Below are 20,779 nucleotides of genomic sequence, written 5' to 3'. Positions count from 1 at the left end.
TAACGATTAGAAGAAGACGGCATTGCCGAAGAGTAGTTTACCGCTGTACCAGAAGCCCCGGAACAGTGGATCGTCGGCCAGGTAAATCACCTGCCCACGTCCCAGGTCCTGTACGCCCACAGCCAGTGTCTGTTTCAGTTTCTCCTTCGCATTCTTCCCGGCAAAACCCGCCACGAGGTTGCTGTCTTTCAGATAGCCCACATTCCAGCCATCTTTCAGGATGTCGTAATTATGGGCTTCGTTGACCAGCGCGTAATACCCGCCCGACAGGCCAAAACCCAGCGGGTGGGTCGCGTCGAGGTTCAGGCGGTAGATGCTGCCCGGCGTTTCGTCGGATACGGCGGCGCGCTCCCGTTCGGCGTACGTTTTCAGCGAATCGGTCAGGGCTTTCTTGGCTTTTTCGGGCTTATCGTCTTTCTCTTTCAGGTCAAACCCTTCTTTGCCAACCAGCGCGCCCGCCGCCCGTTCGAGGGCAATGAGCTTGCCGCCCCCACGTACCCACTCCCGGATGCTCGTCAGCACGCGGTCGTTCAGGATGCGGCCGTAGTTGTAGCCGTTGGGCAACACCAGCACGTTGAGCTGTGTCCAGTCGACGCTACCCAGGTCGGCCCCGTTGATCATCGAGACGGGGTATTTCAGTTCCTGATCGAAGTAATGCCAGACTTCGCCCACCGCCGTTTGCACCAGCCCGTCGCCCGACACCACGCCCACGCGGGGGGCTTTCAGCGTCATCACAAAATCGGAGCCAAAATCAGAGCCTTTGCTCACAAAACCCGTTTTGACGGGCGTTAGCGTTACGCCCAGCGTGGCGGCTTCCTGCCGAACCAGTTCGTCGAAGCGGTGGCCGAGCCGTTCGTTGCCCGCGCGGGTGATCAACAACGTACCGGCGCCATACGATTGGCCATCGAGTTCAAAGGGTTTCTCGGCGGCACGTACCCGGACCTTATTTTTCATCAACCCCGCCAGCAACTGCACCGACGGCATCGACTGCCAGCGAGCCAGGTAGGCATAGGGCCGATCGGTGGCCGGAGCAGCGGCTGTGGTGGACGCCTGCGGCGCCGAAACGGGGTCGAGGCGGGTCGTCAGGCCATAGGTTTGCAGGCCAAAGGCGTAGGGCAGCGACCAGGCCGTAATGTCGTACGTTACCGAATCTTCGAGGGTCGAGGTTGGCTCGAACAGAATTTTCAACAGCGTCGACTTCGGCTGATAGGCGCTGATGACCAGGTCTTCGGGGGCGAGGCTGAGGCTCCCCTCGTTGCGCTGTGTAAAGTAATTATACACCCCGCCACCCGACGATTTGGCGGTTGTCTTCCCTTTTTTAGAGGCCGCCGTGCTGCTACCCGAAAGAGTCTGATTGCGCCCCGCCACCCCGTACCGAATCTGGTTGCGGTCGAGCAGTTGGCGAAGGGCGGTCAGCTTACCGGCATCACCGCCGCTTTTGACCACGTAGGTGCGGAACGTACCCACGGGGTTACGTTGGGCATTGTCGAAGAACGTACCGAATTCCTTCACCACTTCCGCCGACCGGTCGGCCACCGATTCGAGCGTGGCAAACGACGACGCCACGTGGTGGTCAATGCGTTCGCGGAGCGTAAGCGTGTCGCCGTCCGATTTTCGGATGGCCAGGCCGGCGCGGCTGTTACCGCCCTGCTCGTAGGTCATGCCGATGGCCCCATTGTAGGTCGGGTACGTGTCGCCATAGCTGGGGTAAAACAGGTCAAAGCGCTCGCGGGTGTAGTAGAGCCAGTTGTTTCGGTCGAAATAGCGGCTGCAATATTGGCCCACGATGCCCTGGAACTGCCGCTGAAACGGCGTGATGTCTTCGTGATAGGGTTTGGCCGACGGAGCGAAGTAGTAGGGACTTTCAACCCCCATTTCGTGGAAATCGCCATGCAGGTGGGGCATCCATTGCTGGTAGAGGGCCATGCGCTGCTGCGTGATCTCCTGCGTTTGCCAGGCCCAGTCGCGGTTGGGGTCAAAAAGGTAGTGCGTGTAACGCCCGCCCGGCCAGGGCTCGCTGTGTTCGCGGGCGAAGGGGGTGGGGTCGGCCACGCGGCCGTGCATCTGGTTGTACCAGTTTACATAGCGGTCGTGCCCATCGGGGTTGAGGCCGGGGTCGAGAATGACCACGCTCGTTTCCAGAATCTTGGGCGACACGGTAAACTGCGCTTTAGGCGACGGGCTGGCTTTGGTGGGTTCCAACAGGCCGTAGAGTACTTCCATGAACGCCTCGGAGCTGACGGCTTCGTTGCCGTGGACATTGTAGCTCAGCCACTGGATAGCGGGCAGCGCCTTGCCCGACGGCTGACCAGGCAGCATCCCGATGCGTTTGAGGTTGTCGGTACGGATTTCGTCGAGCCGGGCCATGTTGGCCTCGTTGGCAATCACCACAACGGCCAACTGACGGCCTTCGTAGGTGGTGCCATACGGGATGACTTTTACGCGAGTAGGTTGTTGGCGGGCAATCTGTTCGGCATAGGCCAGTACACGGTGGTGGGGGGTGTACCGTTCGCCAATAGCATACCCGAGAAACTGAGCGGGTGCCGGTAGCGCGCTCTGGGCTTGCAGACGAACGGGGGAGGCGAGAAATAGACAGGCAAGCAGGCCGAAGCCTAACATTTTTTTCATGCCGATAGAAGTGGGGAAAGCAGTTGAGGTTGAGCGAATTGTTGCTGGTCAAAAATAGTAGTAATTAGAGGTGGATGGCGCTTCGGACGAAAATTTTGAGGGTAAATATTGCATTCTACGCACACAGCAGTACTTTTGCACCACGATTCGCTGACGGCGGGCTGACTTGGTCAGAACGGCGCTCAGGTCTTTGACAAGACGGCCGATTCGTCTAGCGGTTAGGACATCGCCCTTTCACGGCGGTAACACGGGTTCGATTCCCGTATCGGTCACGACCAGGCCCTCAACCCCAACCGGTTGAGGGCTTTTTTTGTGCGTTTAGGTCGTTGACAAGATTGGCCGATTCGTCTGGCGATTGGGCCATCGCCCCGGGCCACGTTCCGCTTTCACGGCGTGGCACGCCCAGCGGTAACAAGGACGGTCGTATAAACGACAACGATACGCTTCAGTAATCCTGTAACAAATCAAAACCCCGCCAGTCGACTGGCGGGGTTTGCTTCGTGAAACCGCAAAGAGGGTTCAACAAGGATAGTCGATTGTATAGGTTTAGTAAGCTACTTCGCACAGGCGCTTCACCCGGTCGCGTGAGCGTTTGAGACGCATCTTCACGGCGCTTTCCTGAATATTCAGCTGCGAACCGATCTGGCGCACGTCGAGGCCATCCTGGTATTTGAGCCGCAGAATGCTGGCGTCTTGACTCGAGATGCTGCCGAGGGCTTTACCCAATTGTTGCAGACTCGCTTCCAGTGTTTCGGCGCCGTCGTCGTTGCGGAAGCCAGGGTAATCATACGCTTCGTCCAATTGGCCTGTCGGCAGGCGTTTGGTCAGGCGCAGTTGATCGAGCACGTAGTTGTAGGCGATCGAATACAGCCAGGTCGAAAAGGATGAGCGACCCTGGAATTTATCCAGCCGGGAAAACATGCGGATGAAAATGTCGTGCGTATAATCTTGCGCCAGGTCCGCATCACGGGTCATCGACAGGCAGCGGCGGTATACCTTCTGCTGGTAGCGGTTGTACAGCAGTTCGAAACAGTAGTTAGGCCGGGTCGTGAAATAGTGTTGGATAACGAGTTCGTCGGTGAGTGGCTGGTGGGCAGTAGAAGAAACGTACATGACGGTTGCTGTTGACTTGGCGATTTGATGGCCCAAAGGTTGCCTGTTCACGAAGAATCATATGATAGTTTTCGATAAACTGTATGTATTGCCCGTTTTTTGGGAAATATGTCCGCTTAACGCTTTGACAACACGGTCATTACTCGCCCGTATCGATAAGATGGACAGGCCCATCCGCCATTCGTAGAGCCAAGTTCTAGTGCGCCTATCGAGCTTGCCACCGTTGCCACCGTCACGATACCAGGCCCGTTGCTGGTGTCGCTAGGCGGCTGTTACCGGCGGTGACGGTCAGTTTTTGCAAAAAAAATTGGGCGCTCAGTTGCACATTAAAATCAGAACCGTACTTTTGCACCACGATTCGCTGACGGCGGGCTGACTTGGTCAGAACGGCGCTCAGGTCTTTGACAAGACGGCCGATTCGTCTAGCGGTTAGGACATCGCCCTTTCACGGCGGTAACACGGGTTCGATTCCCGTATCGGTCACGACCAGGCCCTCAACCCCAACCGGTTGAGGGCTTTTTTGTGTTTAACCCGCTTCATTCGAGCCGTGCGGCGCTCAGGTCTTTGACAAGACGGCCGATTCGTCTAGCGGTTAGAGGCATCGCCCTTTCGCGGCGGTAACACGGACGGTCCGCCGCCGGACGCGGAACGCTGCGGTTCGATTCCCGTATCGGTCACAACCAGACCCTCAACCCCAACCGGTTGAGGGCTTTTTTTGTGGCTCCTAAACCCGGTATGGCTGGTAGCCGAGGTCATGGCTTGGTCATAAAAAAAGCCTCAGCTCATCACGGCTGGGGCTTTTCTGGCGCTTTATCCAACTAAAGAGTGGTAATCAGGTACGGCTGAACATGATAAACGATTCATGACAGATCCGCTATGGTCAGGCGATCGATCCGCTGGCAGTCCGTTTCAATTACACAGTTAAATAGACTGAGCCAACGGGGAAAAGTGACAGGTAGTTGTCAGATTTTTTTTATGAGTAAATGCTGATAGAACCATTGGTTGCCGTACCAGCTTGATAGTCAGTAACGCTCATAAAGCCAGTGGCTGTCGTGTAACGAAGAAGATAGTCGGCGTTGCCTCGAAATAGGCGACCATTCACCCGGTCAATCGGGTTGTAAGCAAATAGGTTTTCCCGAACGATGGCCGATTCCGACGAAAAAACACGCAACGTACCCACGCTCCGCTCTACCGAAACGACCGGGGAGCGACGTACCTCCTGGGCCGAACTGCTCAACGACCTGGCCTACACGGCGATCGTGATGCAACTGGCTATGCGATTAAGCACTTCGCTGGAACTGGTCAATGTGCTCGAATTCCTGCTACTATACGTACCCGTCTGGTGGCTGTGGAACGGGCAAACGCACTATGCCACCCGGTTCGACAACGTCGATGATATCGTGCATCGGCTGCTCAGCAGTGCCCAACTGATCGGCCTGTTCATTTTGGGAGCGTCGATCAGTAAGGCAACCGAAGAACGCTCGATGGTGTATGCGCTGGCTTATGCCAGTGTGCGGGCCATTCTGCTGATCGACTACGCCCGAGCCTGGTGGTATATTCCCGAAACACGCCCGTACGTTCAGGTTATCGGAATCGGGTTTTCGCTATCGATGTGCGTCTGGATTGGATCGATATGGGTGGAACCGCCCTACCGTTATGGCCTTTGGGCACTGGCGTTGCTGATCGAACTGGGCACGCCACTCACATCGGGCGGTAAACTGCACGTCGACTTTCCACCCGACGTGCGTCACCTGCCCGAACGGTACGGGCTGTTTACACTGCTCGTGTTGGGGCAGGCCGTAACGGGCGTAGTAACTGGTCTGTCGGGTAGTGTCTTCTTTCCAAACACGATCATAGCTGCCGTGCTGGGTGGTGTCATCATCGTTGGATTGTGGTGGGCTTATTTTGACCGGCTCGACGACGATGCCGTGCGCAAACTGACCGAACACCGCGACGGCGACGAACCCGCCAGCCAACCTGCCATCCGTCGGTATACCATCTGGCTGTATACCCACCTGCCACTGACGCTTGCCCTGACGGGCTACGGCGTGGCTATCGCCAAAGCCATCGAAGCGGTCGACCAGCCCGAATTGCCCCGTCCTGTCCATCACCTGCTGATTGGGTCGGTCGCTACGTACCTGTTTGCTGAGGCCGTCATCAGCCTGACCACCCTGCATTCGGGGCCGTCGCACGTCAGCTTTCAACGGGGTATACTGGTCCGCGTTGGCGCGGGTCTGGTGCTGATTGGGGTAGGCATCTTTGCCAAACTGGGAGCGTTGGCGCTGCTGCTGGTCATCTCGGGGGTAATCACCGTGCTTATCCTCAGCGATCAGCTGTCGCCCGAAGCGCCAGAGAGCACTGAACGCGTCGAGAGCGGCATGGGCAAGTGATCCGTGAGTGTGCTGGGAGCAACAGAACCGATTGGTGGCAACTGGTCTGTTAGTTAATTATTTACGGTAAGAGGTGTGAAGGTAGTTAAACGCTCCATAACGAAACCGATTACTTAATCGGTTTCGCGACTATCTTACCGGTCGTAACCGTGGGAATGATGAAGCTAGTTAAGCAGACAAAACTTTACTTCAACGAAGGGACTTCCGACAAAGTATACGAGGTCGATTTGTGCGAGGTGGGCGCTGGGCAGTATGTGGTAAACTTCCGGTTTGGCAAGCGGGGAGCGGCGTTGAAAGAGGGCACCAAGACTACGGCACCCGTTGGCCTGCCTCAGGCAGAGGCCGTGTTCAACGCCCTGGAAATGGAGAAGCGGAAAAAGGGCTACCTGTCTGAAGGGGGAGGGGCTTCTGCGCCTCCGCCCAAGCCGGTAGACCCTGCCGACAAACCCAATTCTCCCGACGAAGCGATTCGGCGGCGGATTCGGGCATTGGCAGCGGGCGAAACCAACAGCCGGACGGTTTGGAAACCGTCGCGGGTGATCTGGCAGGTGGGCGAACGTCGACTGGTCGATCTGCTACCCCTGCTGGTGCGGCTCATCGAGCGGGCGGGTGGCCAGAAAGCCGACGACGTACATCGTTACGCTACCCTCTGGGCAATTGCCCGCTGTGGTGCCGCCCGACCTGCGGATGTACCTGTCGACGAAGCCCTTGTTCGGACCGTCGAAACCTACGCGACAAACACAGCCTACAGCGACAAGGTTAGGCGCATGGCTGCCGAAGCGCTGTTGCATCTGCTCACGGATGAGGCCCGGGCAACGTACCTGACCACGATCCGACAACGGCTCCCGCCTGATCTGCAAACAGCCCTGCTCGGCGCCGACGTAACCCGGCTGTCGGGAGCCCTGACCGATCAGGCCGTGGCCGCGGCAGCAGGTAGCCCGCTGCTGGACGATCTCTACGCCCTGGCAATCGACTACCCCATCCTGCGCCGGCCCCTGTTGGCCTGTCTGCGACAAATTCCGCTACAGCCACCCTATTTCCGGTCTGTGCGGCACCTGTATAAGCTTGCCGAACTGCGCGACGATTATGAACTGCTGGGCCTGCTTGCCTACCGCTTCGAGCAAGCGAGGGCTTATTTCACCAAGCCGGTTTACTGGTCGTATGACGACGATAAAGCCAAAGACCCGCTTCTGTATATCGGGGTATTGGGCGAGCGGGTGAAAGTAAAGGCTGAACTCCGTAAACCCGATAGCCGACTGGCGTACTCGACGGCGACACGGACGTACCTGCAACGGCGCGTACAGCGACAGCTGGCTACCCTGGGCAACACCGCCGATCTGGGCTACGTGCGGCTGGCAACGGCCATTTTGCTCAGCTACGACAAAGCAACCGACTATACCGCTTCGAGGGTTGAAACAACCTACCAGTGGAACTACAACACCCGATCGTATGACTATCTGGACCGGGTCATTCCGGCCTATGCGCAGGCCGTGCTGCTAAACCAGATCCTGTATGGCAACAGCACGGAGCTAGAACTGGCCGGTTCGCGCTGGCAACGCAAGGAGGTGCGGGTGCGCACAGAATGGGTGAACCCGACCGAAACCCTGGGACTGATTGGTTCGCTAATCGACCGGGTTTCGCAGTTGTTGGGTAATAAACCGAGCGAGCCGGATAAGCCGGAACCGGTTGCCCCGGCCGGCCGCGACGAACCATACCCCGCGCTCTGGGATCAGTTACCACAAGCCTACGTGCAGCTACTGGTACAGGCGCGGGTCGATGACGTGCATGCCTTTGCCTACCGCAATCTGACCCGCCACCCCGACTACCCCCGCCTTGAGCAACGGGTCGACCTGCCCCTGTTGCGGCAATTGCTGGCATCGCCCTTCGACATACCGGCCCGGTGGGGTGTCGAACTGGTTCGGAAACGGATGGCCCAGGCGCCCGACCCGGTCCTGGTTCCCCTGCTGATACGGAGTCCTGTTGCCGAGGTGCGGCAGTTGGGCATCGAATACATGAGCAACCAGCCCGCCACGTACCTGAGCGACCCGGCTTTTATGTACGAAATGGCCCTTTCGCCCCACACCGACGTGCGGCAGTGGCTGCTCGATCAGTACGGACGTGGGCCTATGGCTTCTACCCTGAACAACGGGACTTTGCAACTCCTGCTTGAGCGGCTGCTTCAACTCACCCAACCCGCTGATACCATCAACGCCATCGCTACTGACGTTGGCCGGCTGATTGAGTTGCTGCCACCTGCCGCCTGTCAGCAGGTATCGGCCGAGTTGCTCGACCGGCTGCTCGACAGCGCCATCCCGATCTATCAGCCATTGGCGGCGCAGGTGCTAAGCCGCCAGACCACCTTACCTGCCCCGGCGCTGCTGGCCCGCCTGCTGGGTAGCCCCGACCCGACAACCGCCCAACTGGGGCAATCGCTCTGGGCGTCGGTCGCCGCGCGCGCCCATGAACAACGTACCTACGGCACCGCTCTGCTGGCGGCGCTGCTGCCCGTGCTCATCCGGGCCGAGGTTGCCGACGGGCAGCAGCAGCGGGTCGCCGATTTCGTGCTCACCCAGCTCCAACCCGAACTTCGACAGCTAGAACGCCAGACGGTGCTACGGCTGGTCTATGCCTCCTTTGGCCCGGCGCAGCAGGTGGGGGCCGAAGCCCTGCGTACGTTGCCTGCCAACACCCTGACCCTCCGGCAGGTGATTGCGCTGGGGAGCCACGAAACCCTGTCGCTCCGTCGCTACGCCTGGCAGTATTTCCGGGACAACGTACCCCAGGTTCGTTACGAACGCGACGAAGCCATTCGCCTGCTCGATGCCCGCTGGGCCGATACCCGGCAGGAGGCCATCGCGTTTTTTCGGGATGCCTTCACCGCCGACGATTGGGATGCCGAAACGCTGGTGGGCCTCGCCGACTCGGTGCGCCCCGACATCCAGGCGTTTGGCCGCGAGTTGATTGCCCGCTATTTCACTGATGAGCAGGGGCCAACGTACCTGATGCGGCTGAGTCAGCACCCATCGACCAATGTGCAGTTGTTCACAACGAATTACTTGCAGCAGTATGCGGCCAACAACCCCGAACGGCTACGCGGCCTGTCGTTCTATTTCCGAACGGTGCTGATGCGGCCGCATCAGGGGCGCATAGCTAAGGACCGTATCCTGGCGTTTCTGGGGCAGGAAGGCATGCGTTCGGCCGAAAATGCCCACTTCGTCGGCCAATTGCTTACCGAGGTGTCGGCTACGTCGGCCATTCGCGACAAAGCCATTTGTTTACAACTGCTGAGTGCCTTACAGAGTCAATTTCCGGATACGCCCGTGCCGTTCGTCCGGCAGGAAGCCGAGCCCGTCCGTTCATAAAGACCAACCGCAAGCATGCTCTTCAACTATAAATTCGGCGGAAGTACCTCGGTGGTGAGCAATGCCTCATCGGTGGGCATGTCGTTTGCCCCCGATACCAACCGAACGCCCACGTTTTTTGTGGGAAAACTGCATCGGAAACTAGCGTTCCGGGAAGCCATCTCGGCCCTGCACGATGTGGTCGTGTCGGATATGCGCTTTGTCCCTCGCGACAAAACGGCTTATCTGACGTGGGCCAAGCAACAGGAAGAAAGCTGGCTGGCCGATTACATGCTGGCCCAGAACGTCAGCGACGTATCGGAACAAATCCGGGTGGTGCAGGGGAAGCTTCAGGCGGTGCAGAAAGAAATGGGTAAGTACACCGGCCCGTACTACGAAGCCCGCCAACGCTATTTCAACTACCTCTGGGAGCGTGATAAGGATGCCTGGTTCGTGCTCGATCCGGTAATCACGGTGCACCCCGATGAAGTCTTTTTCGAGTGTTTCTCGCAGGATGAGTCGTCGTATGGCAAGCTGTCGGCCAGTTACAACGTCTTTCGGGAAATCAACGAGTTTGCGTGCGGTACCACCAACGTCGACTACTCGGCCGATCTGTACAACGAGTTTCAGAAGATCCGCGACTACAAAGAAACCGACTTCAGCATCGACCCCAGCGGGTTTTCGGTGCAGACCACGGGCGAAGCGGAGTATAAGGAAGTCAAAATTGACCTGCCCGATAGCTGGGTACGTGGTTTTTTACAGGTCTCGTCGGCCATGACCCTGCCCGCCACCACGCTGCACCTACACCCGATGGATGTGCACGATATCTGCCTGATGCTGCGGCGGTTCAAGGAAAAAACCGGCCCCCGCTCCATCCGTTTTCGGCTGACGCCCGGCGAACCGGTGCGGCTGGTGTTCGATCCGTGGGGCAAAGAGCTAGTCTGCGCCCGGTCGCGCTACGAAGGCCTCGCCGAGCAGGAAATACGGATCTGGGGGCGGCGGCGGCTACTGACGCTGGAACGGCTGGTGCCCGTGGCTAAAGGCTTCACGGTGAGCCTGCTGGGCTCGGGTCTGCCCTCGTTCTGGCTGGCCGATCTGGGTGAAATGACCTTCACGCTGGGGCTGTCGGGCTGGTCGGCCAACGATTGGTCGCGGCTTGGTAACTTCGATCTGATGGCTCCGCGCGGCGACGTGCTCCCCAGCACGGCCCGACAGGTCTTTGAAACGTTGAAACAAACCTGGTTTGCCCGCCCCGACGAACTGGTGCAGAAAACCGGCCTCGACAGCAAAACCGTACTGGCCGCGCTGGGTACATACACGCAGGCGGGCCGCGCTATCTACGACCTGAATCTGGGGGTGTACCGCGTGCGCGAACTGACACAGGAGCCCCTGCCGATGGAGCAATTACGGTTTGCCAATCCGCGGGAAGAAGCCGCTCGCCGGTATGTGGCCAGTGGCGGCGTGCAGGTCTACGCGCAGCCAACCCCCGAAGGTACCCGCCTGACGGGCCGGGTCCGGTCGGCCGATGGGCGCGATTATCATCCTGATTTGCTGATCGACCGGGATGAACGCCTGAGTAAGGCTACCTGTGACTGCGCCTATTACGCCCAACACAAGCTCATGACGGGCCCCTGCGATCATATGCTGGCCCTTCGGATGAAACACAGCGGATAAAAATGTCACATTAACTCATTTATAGTTGCCCGGCTGCTGGCTGGGGCGTACTTTGCAGAATCAGTAAGCGGGCGTGTGGGCCGTGCGGCGGGCGTCAAAACCTTGCCTTTCCCTCAGGGAAACGAATGATGGTTCGTCATTCCGGTATCAAGACTACACACGCATCACTACGTCAATCGTTACTGTGGGGAGAGGGTACTAGTACGACCCTCACAGTGCGACTCCTGTGGAGTTGAGGGTCGTACTAGTACCCTCTCCCCTGGAGTTGATTGACATAGTTCTCAGTTTGTTCGAAGGCTGGCCCGGCTGCCGCCCATTCGCCCGCTACTGATTTTGCTGGATCTGGCCACCGGCCACTCCCGCCCTCAGCTGCTTCCCGGCTTTGCTCATCGCCCCGAATGACCCGCCAGGAAATCCAAAAACGCATCGAGGAGCTTGGCTCCAAACAACAGTTTATCATCGCCGAAATGACTCGTCTGGGCTTCTGGACGCAGCACGGCGAACCCATTCCCGCTGAACTGGTGGCGCAGGATGCCGCGCTGCAGAAAGAGCTGAGCCAACTGCTCGACCGGCAGCGGCGGTTTCAAAGCCGCGACGCCATGCTGAAGGAGATGCGCCAGGCCCGGATGGCAGCGGCCAAGCAGCGCCGCATCGAGACCAAACAACGCCGCGAAGCCGCCCGAAAGGCCCGCGCCGACGCCTGGCAGGCTACGCTGGCTACGGATGTGCCCTACCTTGGTGAAGGCACCCCGGCTGCGTTGGCCAACCACACCGCCGATCCCGATCGACTTCGGCAGGTTGGCCTGCCTCAGTTTGAGAGTCCACTCGCGCTAGCCCGCGCTATGGGGTTGTCGTTGAGTGAGTTGCGTTTTCTGGCCTATAACCGCGCCGTCTCGACGGTATCGCATTACAAGCGGTTTCACCTGATCAAAAAATCGGGCGGTAAACGGTTGATTTCGGCGCCGATGCCCCGGCTCAAGAAAGCGCAATTATGGGTGTTGGAAAACATTCTGAGCAAGGTACAACCCACCGAACAGGCCCACGGCTTCCGGGCCGAACGCTCGATTCTGACCAATGCACAGCCCCATGTGGGCAAAGACGTGGTAATTAACATCGACCTGAAAAACTTCTTCCCCACCGTCAGTTACGGCCGGGTGAAAGGGTTGCTGGCTAAACTCGGGTATAGCGAAGCCCTGGCTACGGTATTGGCCCTGCTTTGTACCGAACCCGACACGCAGGCGTTGCAGGTGGATGGTAAAACGTATTACGTAGGCAACGGCTCCCGGTACCTGCCTCAGGGCGCGCCCACCAGCCCCGCGCTGACCAACTTGCTCGCCTACCGCCTCGACCGCCGCCTGAACGGCTTGGCCCAGGCGTTTGGCTATGTCTACACCCGCTATGCCGACGACCTCACCTTCTCGGCGTCGGGCAGTGGAGCCGGGAAGGCCAATCAACTCATCTGGGCAGTGGAACAGATTGTGCAGGGTGAGGGCTTCGTGGTCCACCCCGACAAGATTTCGGTGAGGCGAAAAGGGCAGCAGCAGCGCGTGACGGGCATCGTAGTCAACCAGAAAGCGAGCATCGACCGGGCCACGCTACGGCGGTTTCGGGCATTGCTGCACCAGATCGGGCAAACGGGTTGGGAAGGTAAAACCTGGGGAAACCCCGCTCCCGAAGCTGACATTCAGCAAGTCGTACTGGGCTACGCGCACTTTGTGCAGATGGTAAAACCCGAATTAGGCCGGTCGCTTGTGGCCAGTATTCGGGCGCTCATCCAGAGCCGACCTGACGCTGCGTTGGCGCAGCCCGTCGAACCCGTACCGGCGACTGTTTCCTCAACGGCGACCAACTCAGCTCCTGTTGCCAGGCCGGTCAAAGAGTGGTGGGATGTCCTGTAGCTGGGCTGTGTTTCGGGGCTTTTCGGGCAAAGGCGGATGGCGGAAAATTAGCGGCACCTATCTTTACGGTAACAACTCCGATTCGCCACTGATTCATGAATAAACTAATACTAACGGCTAGCCTGCTGGCGCTGACAACGGGCAGTTACGCCCAGAAAAAAGCGCGCAAAACCCCCGCCAACGTACCTGTCGGCATCGGGGCTACCTCTGCTTCCGACCGCCTGCTGGGGGCTGCCCAACGGGTCAAGAGCGCACAGGCGTCCCTGTTACAAAACCTGCCGGTCAAATCCATCGGGCCAACGGTTATGAGTGGCCGGGTGGTCGATCTGGCCATCAACCCGCAGAATCCCAATCAGTTTTACGTGGCCTATGCCAGCGGTGGGCTGTGGCGCACTGACAACAACGGCATTTCGTTCACGCCGATGTTCCAGAACGAGGCCGTGATGTCGCTCGGGGCGGTGGCCGTGGACTGGAAAGGCCCGAACACCGATGGACACACGATCTGGCTCGGGACGGGCGAGGCCAACGCCAGCCGGTCGAGTTATTCGGGCGTAGGCTGTTACAAAAGCACCGACGGCGGACGTACCTGGCAGCACCTGCCGGGCCTGGAAGAAACCCACCACATCGGGAAAATCGCCCTGCATCCCAGCAACCCCAACGTGGCCTGGGTAGCAGCGGTGGGCCACCTCTACACCGACAACCCCGAACGCGGCCTCTACAAAACCACCGACGGCGGACGTACCTGGAAAAAGACGCTCTACACGGATACCAAAACCGGGGCCATCGACGTCGACGTTGACCCGACGAATCCGCAGGTTGTCTACGCGGCCATGTGGCACAAAGAGCGGAAGGCGTGGAATTTTGTGGAAAGCGGCCAAACGTCGGGCCTGTACAAAAGCACCGATGGCGGCGACACCTGGGCGCTGCTCTCGGGCGGGCAGAGTGGCTTGCCGAAAGACGACAAAACGGGCCGAATCGGCCTGACGGTCTTTCCCGGCAATACCCAGACGCTCTACCTGATCCTGGATAACCAGGCGGCTCGTCCTGAAAAGAAAGACGACAGCAAGGCCGTGGTCGACGCCCGGAAGATCACCAAAGACCGGCTGCGGGTGATCTCGAAAGACGACTTCCTGAAAGCCGAAGACTCGTTCATTGCCGACTACCTGGAGGAACAGAATTTCCCCGAACGCTACACCCCCGCCACGCTGAAAGAGTTGGTCAGGACGGATAAAATCAAGCCCATCGCTATCCTGGAATACACCGACGACGCCAATTCGCGGCTGATCAACGCCGAAGTGATTGGGGCCGAGGTCTACCGCTCCGACGACGGGGGGCAACGCTGGCGCAAGGTCAACCGCGACTACCTCGATGGCCTGTTCAACACCTACGGCTATTATTTCGGCAATATCTGGGTGGCGCCCAACGACGCCAACAAGGTGGTGATTGCGGGCGTGCCGGTGGTTGGCTCCGACGACGGGGGCCAAACGTACCACTCGATGGATCTGGACAACGTCCATTCCGACCACCACGCGCTCTGGATCAACCCCGCCAACAACAAACACCAGATTCTGGGCAACGACGGCGGCATCAACATCACCTACGACAGTGGTAAGACCTGGTTCAAAGCCAACACCTCGGCGGTGGGGCAGTTCTACGCCGTGGCGGTCGATATGGCCAAACCCTACAATGTCTACGGCGGCTTGCAGGACAACGGCGTCTGGACCGGCCCCAGCACCTACCGGGCCGATTACGACTGGTTTGGGAGTGGCCGCTACCCGTACAAAAACCTGGTGGGCGGCGACGGCATGCAGGTGCAGGTCGACTGGCGCGACAACAACACGGTCTACACGGGGTTTCAGTTCGGCAATTACTTCCGCATCAACAAAGCGACCGGCGAGATGAAGCGGCTCTCAGTGCCCACGCAGGTAGGGGAGGCCCGCCTGCGCTGGAACTGGCAGGCTCCGATCCTGATCTCGCGTCATAATCAGGACGTTATTTACTTTGGCTCGAACCGCTTTCACCGCAGCCTGAACCGGGGCGATGACTTCAAAACGATGTCGGGCGACCTGACGAAAGGCCCCCGCGAAGGCGACGTGGCGTTTGGAACGCTGGCCACCATCGACGAATCACCGCTGCGCTTTGGCCTGCTCTACACGGGCTCCGACGACGGGCTGGTCCATGTCTCGAAAGATGGCGGCAACACCTGGACCAACATCACGGCGGGCCTGCCGCAAGACCTGTGGGTCAGCCGGGTAGCGGCCTCGGCCCACGACGAGGGCACCGTTTACGTGGCGCTGAACGGGTATCGCAACGACCATTTCAACGCGCACGTCTACGTCTCGACCGACTACGGCCAAACCTGGCGGGCGATCGATCAGACACTGCCCGCCGAGCCGGTCAACGTGGTGCGCGAAGACCCCAAAAATCCGAATCTGCTTTACGTAGGCACCGATCATGGGCTCTACGCATCGCTCGATCGGGGCAAAACGTTTATGCCGATGGGCAAAGACCTGCCCGCCGTCGCCGTCCACGACCTGGTGGTGCACCCCCGCGACAGCGAACTGCTGATCGGCACGCACGGGCGGTCGTTGTACACGGCCAATGTGGAGCACCTGCAACAACTCACCGATTCGCTGCTGAGTAAGCCGCTGCACCTGTTTGCGCTCAAGGCCATTACCGCCAACAGCCGCTGGGGCCGGAAAGACAGCCCCTACGAGGCACCGGCTTCTTACTCGGTCGATCTGCCGTATCTGGCCAAGTCGGCGGGACCGACAACGGCCACGCTCAAAACCCTCAACGGCCTGACGATGCGCACCCTCACCGACACGACCGAAGCTGGCCTTAACTACCTGCGCTTCGACTACGCGGTCGACACCACCCAGCGGGCAACGTACCTGACGTACCTGAACGAGGCGCGGAAGAAAGACGAGAAGCCCGTCGACCTGACGCTGGCCGACGACAAAAAACTGTATATCCGCCCCGGCAAATATCGGCTGACGCTGACGCAGAACGGACAGTCGGTGAGCCGCGACCTGGAGATCAAAGCCCCCGAGCGCCGGTCGCGCCGCCCGGCTACCTTCGCCTCGCCCGACGAGTTTGAACAGTGGCGCGAGGAGGAGGGTGAAGAAGGCAAATAAAGGGCGAGACCGGCAACGGTTTGAGTGCGGCTGAGGTAGTATCAATTGGGGGAGGGCTGTTACCACTTAGTGCCTCCCCCTTTAACCACAAAACCTCGTATGGTTGACCTGATCAAGACGTACCCAGGATGGGGTTGGCTCCTGATGTGGCTAGTGCATCTGGTGCGGTACCTGCTGGTCGCGGGTAGTTTTTACGCGCTCTACTACGGCTGGCGACGGCACCGCCTGGCGGCCCGCAAAATTCAGCCCCGCTTCCCCAAAAATACCGACTTGCGCCGCGAGATCGGCTATTCCATCGCGACAACGGGCGTGTTTGCCCTTGTTTCGCTGACGCTCTTCCTGACGGGTATTCGTGCGCACACGCTCATGTATCGCGACTGGCACGCGTACGGCACAGCGTATGGCCTGTTTTCGTTTGCCGCCCTGATCCTGCTGCACGATACCTATTTCTACTGGACGCACCGGGCGATGCATCACCCCCGCCTGTTCAGGATGATGCACCTGGTACACCACAAATCGACGAATCCATCGCCTTGGGCTGCCTATGCGTTTCATCCGCTCGAAGCCATCGTCGAGGCGCTGATCGTTCCCCTGGTAACCTTTGTTTTACCCCTGCATCTGTACACAGTCATGACGTTTTTGCTGTTCATGATCGTATACAATGTGTATGGGCATCTGGGCTGGGAGCTGATGCCGGCCCGCTGGCATCGCCACTGGCTGGGACGCTGGCTGAACACCTCCGTGAACCACAACCAGCATCACCAGTTCTTCAACGGGAACTACGGCCTGTATTTTCGATGGTGGGACGAATGGATGGGCACGACCCGTCCTGATTATGCATCGGCTTTGGAGCGCGTAACAACGCCAAAGCAGGCTCAGAAGGCATCTGAAGCCGTAATGCACTAGCCTTCGAACCGAAAAAGCCCTGCCCCGATACAAGACCGGAGCAGGGCTTTTTCTTGACTCGTGCACCAACGGCTTAGTTGCCGTCTTTGTGCATCTTTTTCTCTTCTTTGGCCGCTTTTTTCATGTCTTTCGCCATGTCCTTGGTCGCCATATCGCCATTCCGCTTCGCTTCTTTTTTCATCTGCTGGGCGTCTTGCTTGGCGGCTTTCGCGGCTTTTTTGGCGTCTTTATCCTTTGCTTTCATGTCGTCCTGGGCAAACGACGCAGTGGTTACAAAACAACCTAAGGCCAGAGCAAACAGTGCATTTTTCATCGTCAATTGAGTGTTAGTTTGTGAATGTTACAGAACTCACAACCTAACTGTATTGGCGGTAAGTCTGTTTTGAAATAAGCGCCAACCGCCCCACGATTAATCAAATGTTAACCCATCAGTAACGACTCGGCCCCATCGATCCAGACGGGCGTGCCGGTGATGTGCCGCGCCCGGTCCGATACCAAAAACAGCACCAGGTCGGCAACTTCCTCGCTGGTTCCCGGTTTCCCGTCGGTGAGCGGGATGCTGCCTTGCGGAAACTCGGCGGGTTCTTTTATCTGCTCAATATCACGCTGTTGGGCGCTGTCGTCGATGTTGGTGTCGATGGCACCGGGGCAAACCACATTCACCCGGATTTTGTCTTTGGCCAACTCCAGCGCGAGCAATTGGGCCATCGCTACCTGAGCCGCTTTGGTGCAGGAGTAGGCCGTTGAGCCGGTATTGCTGAAAATGCGCGTTCCGTTGACCGAGGCCGTAATCACAATGGCACCGCCCTGCCGTTTTAGCATCGGTACGGCGAAGTGGATGGTCAGGTACGTGCCGGTGAGGTTGTTATCGATGGTTTTTTGCCACTCCTCGGGTTGAAGTTCGTCGATGGGCGCCCAGACGCCGTTGATACCCGCGTTGGCAAAGACGATGTCGAGTCGGCCAAACTGCTGATCGATGGTGTCGCAAACGCGCTTCATATCGTCGGCGTTGGCAATATCGGCGGTGAGGGCCAGGCCTTTGCCACCCTGCTGCTCGATCTCCGCCACCGTCTCGTTGATCTCTTTGTCGGTGCGGCTCAGGGCAATTACGGTAGCACCCTGCTTGCCCATCAGCAGCGCCGCCGCTTTCCCGATGCCCGACCCGGCACCCGTAACAAGCGCCACTTTTCCCCCTAATTCGTTCTGTGTTGATGCCATACCGTTGTTCAGAAAGGTTGTGTACAACGGAAAGCCCAAAGCAAGCCCGGTTGTTGGGAAAAGATTAGCTGGTAGTCATTGGGCTGCGCCGTCATTGATGACCATCAATGACGGCGCAGCCCAATGACTACGAATAACCACCAATGACGGCGCAGCCTAATGACCACCCACCAAATACCGCAGCAGGGGCGCGGCGTGCAGCGATTGCATAACTTGCCCGCTGTCGAGTAGGGGCAGCACCTCGGCGCGGGGGATGAGGTGGACCGAAATCTCCTCCGTGATTTCGAGTTCCTGTTCTTGTAATTTTTCCACGCCCAGCGCCAAAAAGCAATAGGTCAGGTTGGCGTGGGTGCCGGGGTTGGCCGACAGTGTCATCAGCGGTTGCCAGGTCCCGCCGCCGAAACCCGTTTCTTCGAGCAGTTCGCGTTGCGCCGCTGCCAGTGGGTCTTCGCCGGGGTCGATACAGCCCGCGCAGAGTTCGTAGTGCACCCCCGCCACCCCGTGCCGGTATTGCCGGATCAGCACCAGGTCGCCCGCCGTCGTGACCGCCACCACGTTGATCCAGTCGGGGTATTCCAGGATGTAATAATCCGGAATGTAGCCGCCTCCGGCCATACGGATGGCGTCTTTACGGACAGTAAACCAGCGTTCGCGGTGGATATAATCGGACTGTTCAACCTGCCAGGGCAGCGGATCGTTGGGGAACTCAAGGGTCTGCATAGCGCAAAGATAATCCGTACCCGGCCGCCCGGCCATAACGCACTTGCGACGGGAGGCAAACGGTCGCTTTTGGGGTCATAACGTAGCTCAGGTCACTTGCCTTGCGCAACGACGTAGCGGTTGAGCGAGCAGGCTGGTAACTGCCGGAGCCCCTCGATAACTGCGGCCGCATTCAGTTCAGCCCCGGCCCGGTTGGTGTGGGTATGGTCAGCGGGAAAGAAATCGGCTTTCAATTTAGCTTCATCGTAACCGGCTTCGTATTTCCGGGCAATGATCTCGTTGAGGTCGATAAAATACGCCCCTGCCGACTGGGCGCTCTCGGCGGCCCACCGGCCGTAGCTCGCCGACCCCCGCTCCACCCGGCCATCTTTCCAGACGTTACGCGGGACCAGCGAACAAACAATGGGCGTGGCTCCTTTCGCTTTCGTATCGTTGATGTACTTCCGCATGTACCAGCCATAGGAGTGAACGATCTCGTGCTTCTTCGTCAGCAGGTTGTCAATCGCTTCCGTTTCGTCGCCAGTACCCCGGATACTGCCCCGCGCCCGGGTGGTGTCGTTAATGGCGCCGCCGTCGTTGTGACCAAACTGCATCAGCACGAAATCGCCCGGTTTTAGGGTTTGCAGGATGGCATCCCAACGGCCTTCGGTGAGAAACGTGCGGCTACTCCGTCCACCGATAGCCCGGTTCTCGATCGCCAGCCGCGTGGTGTCGAAATGGGTGTGGATGACGCTTCCCCAGCCCCACTGGCTATTGGCCCCCACCCCCGACCCGTTGCGAACGGTGGAATCGCCAATGATGTACAGCGTTGGTTGCTGCGGTGGAATACCCGCCAGACAAAGCAGTAAACCAGCCAGAAAAAGAAGACGGTATGCAGACATAAAGTGAGCCGGTTAAGTACCTGACCGATAGAAGCCGCGCCGATGGGCCAGCTACTGTTCAGGCGATCGCCTTGTGCCATTGATCGACCAAGTCATGACGGGTGTAGCGGGGCGGATGCATACGGTCGCACAGGTAAAGTTGGCTCGGTGACAGGCGACAGCACAAAAGGGATTCGTTATTGCTTTGTGCCTCTCATCGCGAAAACGAAATGGAATCCGCCCCAACACACCCGTTGCTGACGTACCTGCAAGCCCTGACGACCCTGCCGCCCGATCTACAGGTCGCAATCCTGGATAGGCTCCGGCGCGAAACGTACCTGCGCCGGCAATGGGTGCTGCAACCCGGTCAGCAAGCCGATCGGATTTATTTCATCGAGCAGGGCGTGGTGCGGGGCTATTACCTTAAAGAAGGGCGCGAAGTCACGTCCTGGTTCATGCGTGAGGGCGATTTCATCATCTCCATCGTCAGCTTTTACACCCGCCAGCCAGCGCAGGAATACATCGAATTGCTGACCGACGGTACACTCTGGTCGATTACCTACGAGCAACTCCAGCAACTGTATCGCGACTACCCGGCGTTCAATCTGGTGGGGCGGTTGCTGACGGAGAAATACTACGTGCTCAGCGAACAGCGGTCGTTGAACCTGCGCATGCAGACCGCCAGCGAACGCTACCAGCAATTGCTGATCGACTTTCCCATGATTTTTAGTCGGGTGCCACTCAAGCACATCGCCTCGCACCTGGGCATTTCAGCCGAAACGCTGAGCCGGTTACGAGGACGAAAAACGTAACGGTGGCCGAACGCCGAAATTGACATTCGTCAAGGCGAGGGTCGGCTGAAAGATGTTGGTTTGAGCTATGTTTTACCAGGCT

At 58.8% G+C, this 20,779-nt stretch carries 13 protein-coding genes and 3 tRNA genes; 10 read left to right on the top strand and 6 right to left on the bottom strand.

All coding sequences use genetic code 11. The features are described from left to right. Positions 1-6: 6 nt before the first annotated feature. The gene (locus FAES_RS17920; RefSeq protein ID WP_015332645.1) at positions 7-2,628 is read right to left on the bottom strand and encodes a M14 metallopeptidase family protein; all 2,622 of its coding nucleotides are present in this window, start codon (positions 2,626-2,628) and stop codon (positions 7-9) included. Positions 2,629-2,828: 200 nt separating this feature from the next. Here FAES_RS17920 and FAES_RS17915 point away from each other — a divergent pair. Further along, positions 2,829-2,900, top strand: a tRNA-Glu gene (locus tag FAES_RS17915). A 274-nt stretch (positions 2,901-3,174) separates the two neighbouring features. On the opposite strand, the gene FAES_RS17910 is transcribed toward FAES_RS17915, so the two are convergent. Continuing rightward, positions 3,175-3,741: an RNA polymerase sigma factor gene (locus FAES_RS17910; RefSeq protein WP_015332644.1), complete on the bottom strand. Its 567-nt coding sequence runs from the start codon at positions 3,739-3,741 to the stop codon at positions 3,175-3,177. A 411-nt stretch (positions 3,742-4,152) separates the two neighbouring features. Here FAES_RS17910 and FAES_RS17900 point away from each other — a divergent pair. From FAES_RS17900 to FAES_RS17870, 8 genes are all read left to right on the top strand, one after another. Then, a tRNA-Glu gene (locus tag FAES_RS17900) sits at positions 4,153-4,224 on the top strand. A 91-nt stretch (positions 4,225-4,315) separates the two neighbouring features. Next, positions 4,316-4,418 (top strand) — tRNA-Glu (locus tag FAES_RS30130). Positions 4,419-4,883: 465 nt separating this feature from the next. Then, positions 4,884-6,131, top strand: a complete 1,248-nt coding sequence (locus FAES_RS17895; protein WP_015332641.1) for a low temperature requirement protein A — start codon at positions 4,884-4,886, stop codon at positions 6,129-6,131. A gap of 158 nt (positions 6,132-6,289) precedes the next feature. Then, positions 6,290-9,493, top strand: a complete 3,204-nt coding sequence (locus tag FAES_RS17890) for a hypothetical protein (protein ID WP_041258068.1) — start codon at positions 6,290-6,292, stop codon at positions 9,491-9,493. 15 nt (positions 9,494-9,508) lie between these two features. After that, entirely contained in the window at positions 9,509-11,146 is a 1,638-nt protein-coding gene (locus tag FAES_RS17885) for a hypothetical protein (RefSeq protein WP_015332639.1), read from the top strand. A gap of 398 nt (positions 11,147-11,544) precedes the next feature. Further along, entirely contained in the window at positions 11,545-13,044 is a 1,500-nt protein-coding gene (locus FAES_RS17880) for a reverse transcriptase family protein (RefSeq protein WP_015332638.1), read from the top strand. A gap of 95 nt (positions 13,045-13,139) precedes the next feature. Then, a complete protein-coding gene (locus FAES_RS17875; protein ID WP_015332637.1) occupies positions 13,140-16,181 on the top strand; it encodes a WD40/YVTN/BNR-like repeat-containing protein in 3,042 nt (1,013 codons plus the stop codon). Between the two features lie 99 nt (positions 16,182-16,280). After that, entirely contained in the window at positions 16,281-17,087 is an 807-nt protein-coding gene (locus tag FAES_RS17870) for a sterol desaturase family protein (protein WP_148289393.1), read from the top strand. A gap of 73 nt (positions 17,088-17,160) precedes the next feature. Here FAES_RS17870 and FAES_RS17865 read toward each other — a convergent pair whose 3' ends face one another. From FAES_RS17865 to FAES_RS17850, 4 genes are all read right to left on the bottom strand, one after another. Further along, positions 17,161-17,400: a hypothetical protein gene (locus FAES_RS17865; protein ID WP_015332635.1), complete on the bottom strand. Its 240-nt coding sequence runs from the start codon at positions 17,398-17,400 to the stop codon at positions 17,161-17,163. A gap of 107 nt (positions 17,401-17,507) precedes the next feature. Beyond that, complete coding sequence (locus tag FAES_RS17860) at positions 17,508-18,305, bottom strand: SDR family oxidoreductase (RefSeq protein WP_015332634.1); 798 nt, start codon at positions 18,303-18,305, stop codon at positions 17,508-17,510. A 156-nt stretch (positions 18,306-18,461) separates the two neighbouring features. Beyond that, positions 18,462-19,025, bottom strand: coding sequence for an NUDIX hydrolase (locus FAES_RS17855; protein WP_041259134.1), 564 nt, complete (start codon positions 19,023-19,025; stop codon positions 18,462-18,464). 92 nt (positions 19,026-19,117) lie between these two features. Further along, entirely contained in the window at positions 19,118-19,906 is a 789-nt protein-coding gene (locus FAES_RS17850) for a rhamnogalacturonan acetylesterase (RefSeq protein ID WP_015332632.1), read from the bottom strand. Between the two features lie 209 nt (positions 19,907-20,115). Here FAES_RS17850 and FAES_RS17845 point away from each other — a divergent pair, with 209 nt between their 5' ends. Continuing rightward, on the top strand, positions 20,116-20,697 hold the full coding sequence (locus tag FAES_RS17845; protein ID WP_015332631.1) for a Crp/Fnr family transcriptional regulator: 582 nt from the start codon (positions 20,116-20,118) through the stop codon (positions 20,695-20,697). Positions 20,698-20,779 lie beyond the last annotated feature (82 nt).

Source organism: Fibrella aestuarina BUZ 2 (genome assembly GCF_000331105.1).
Classification (GTDB): domain Bacteria; phylum Bacteroidota; class Bacteroidia; order Cytophagales; family Spirosomataceae; genus Fibrella; species Fibrella aestuarina.
This window is presented reverse-complemented; position numbering and strand designations above follow the sequence as displayed.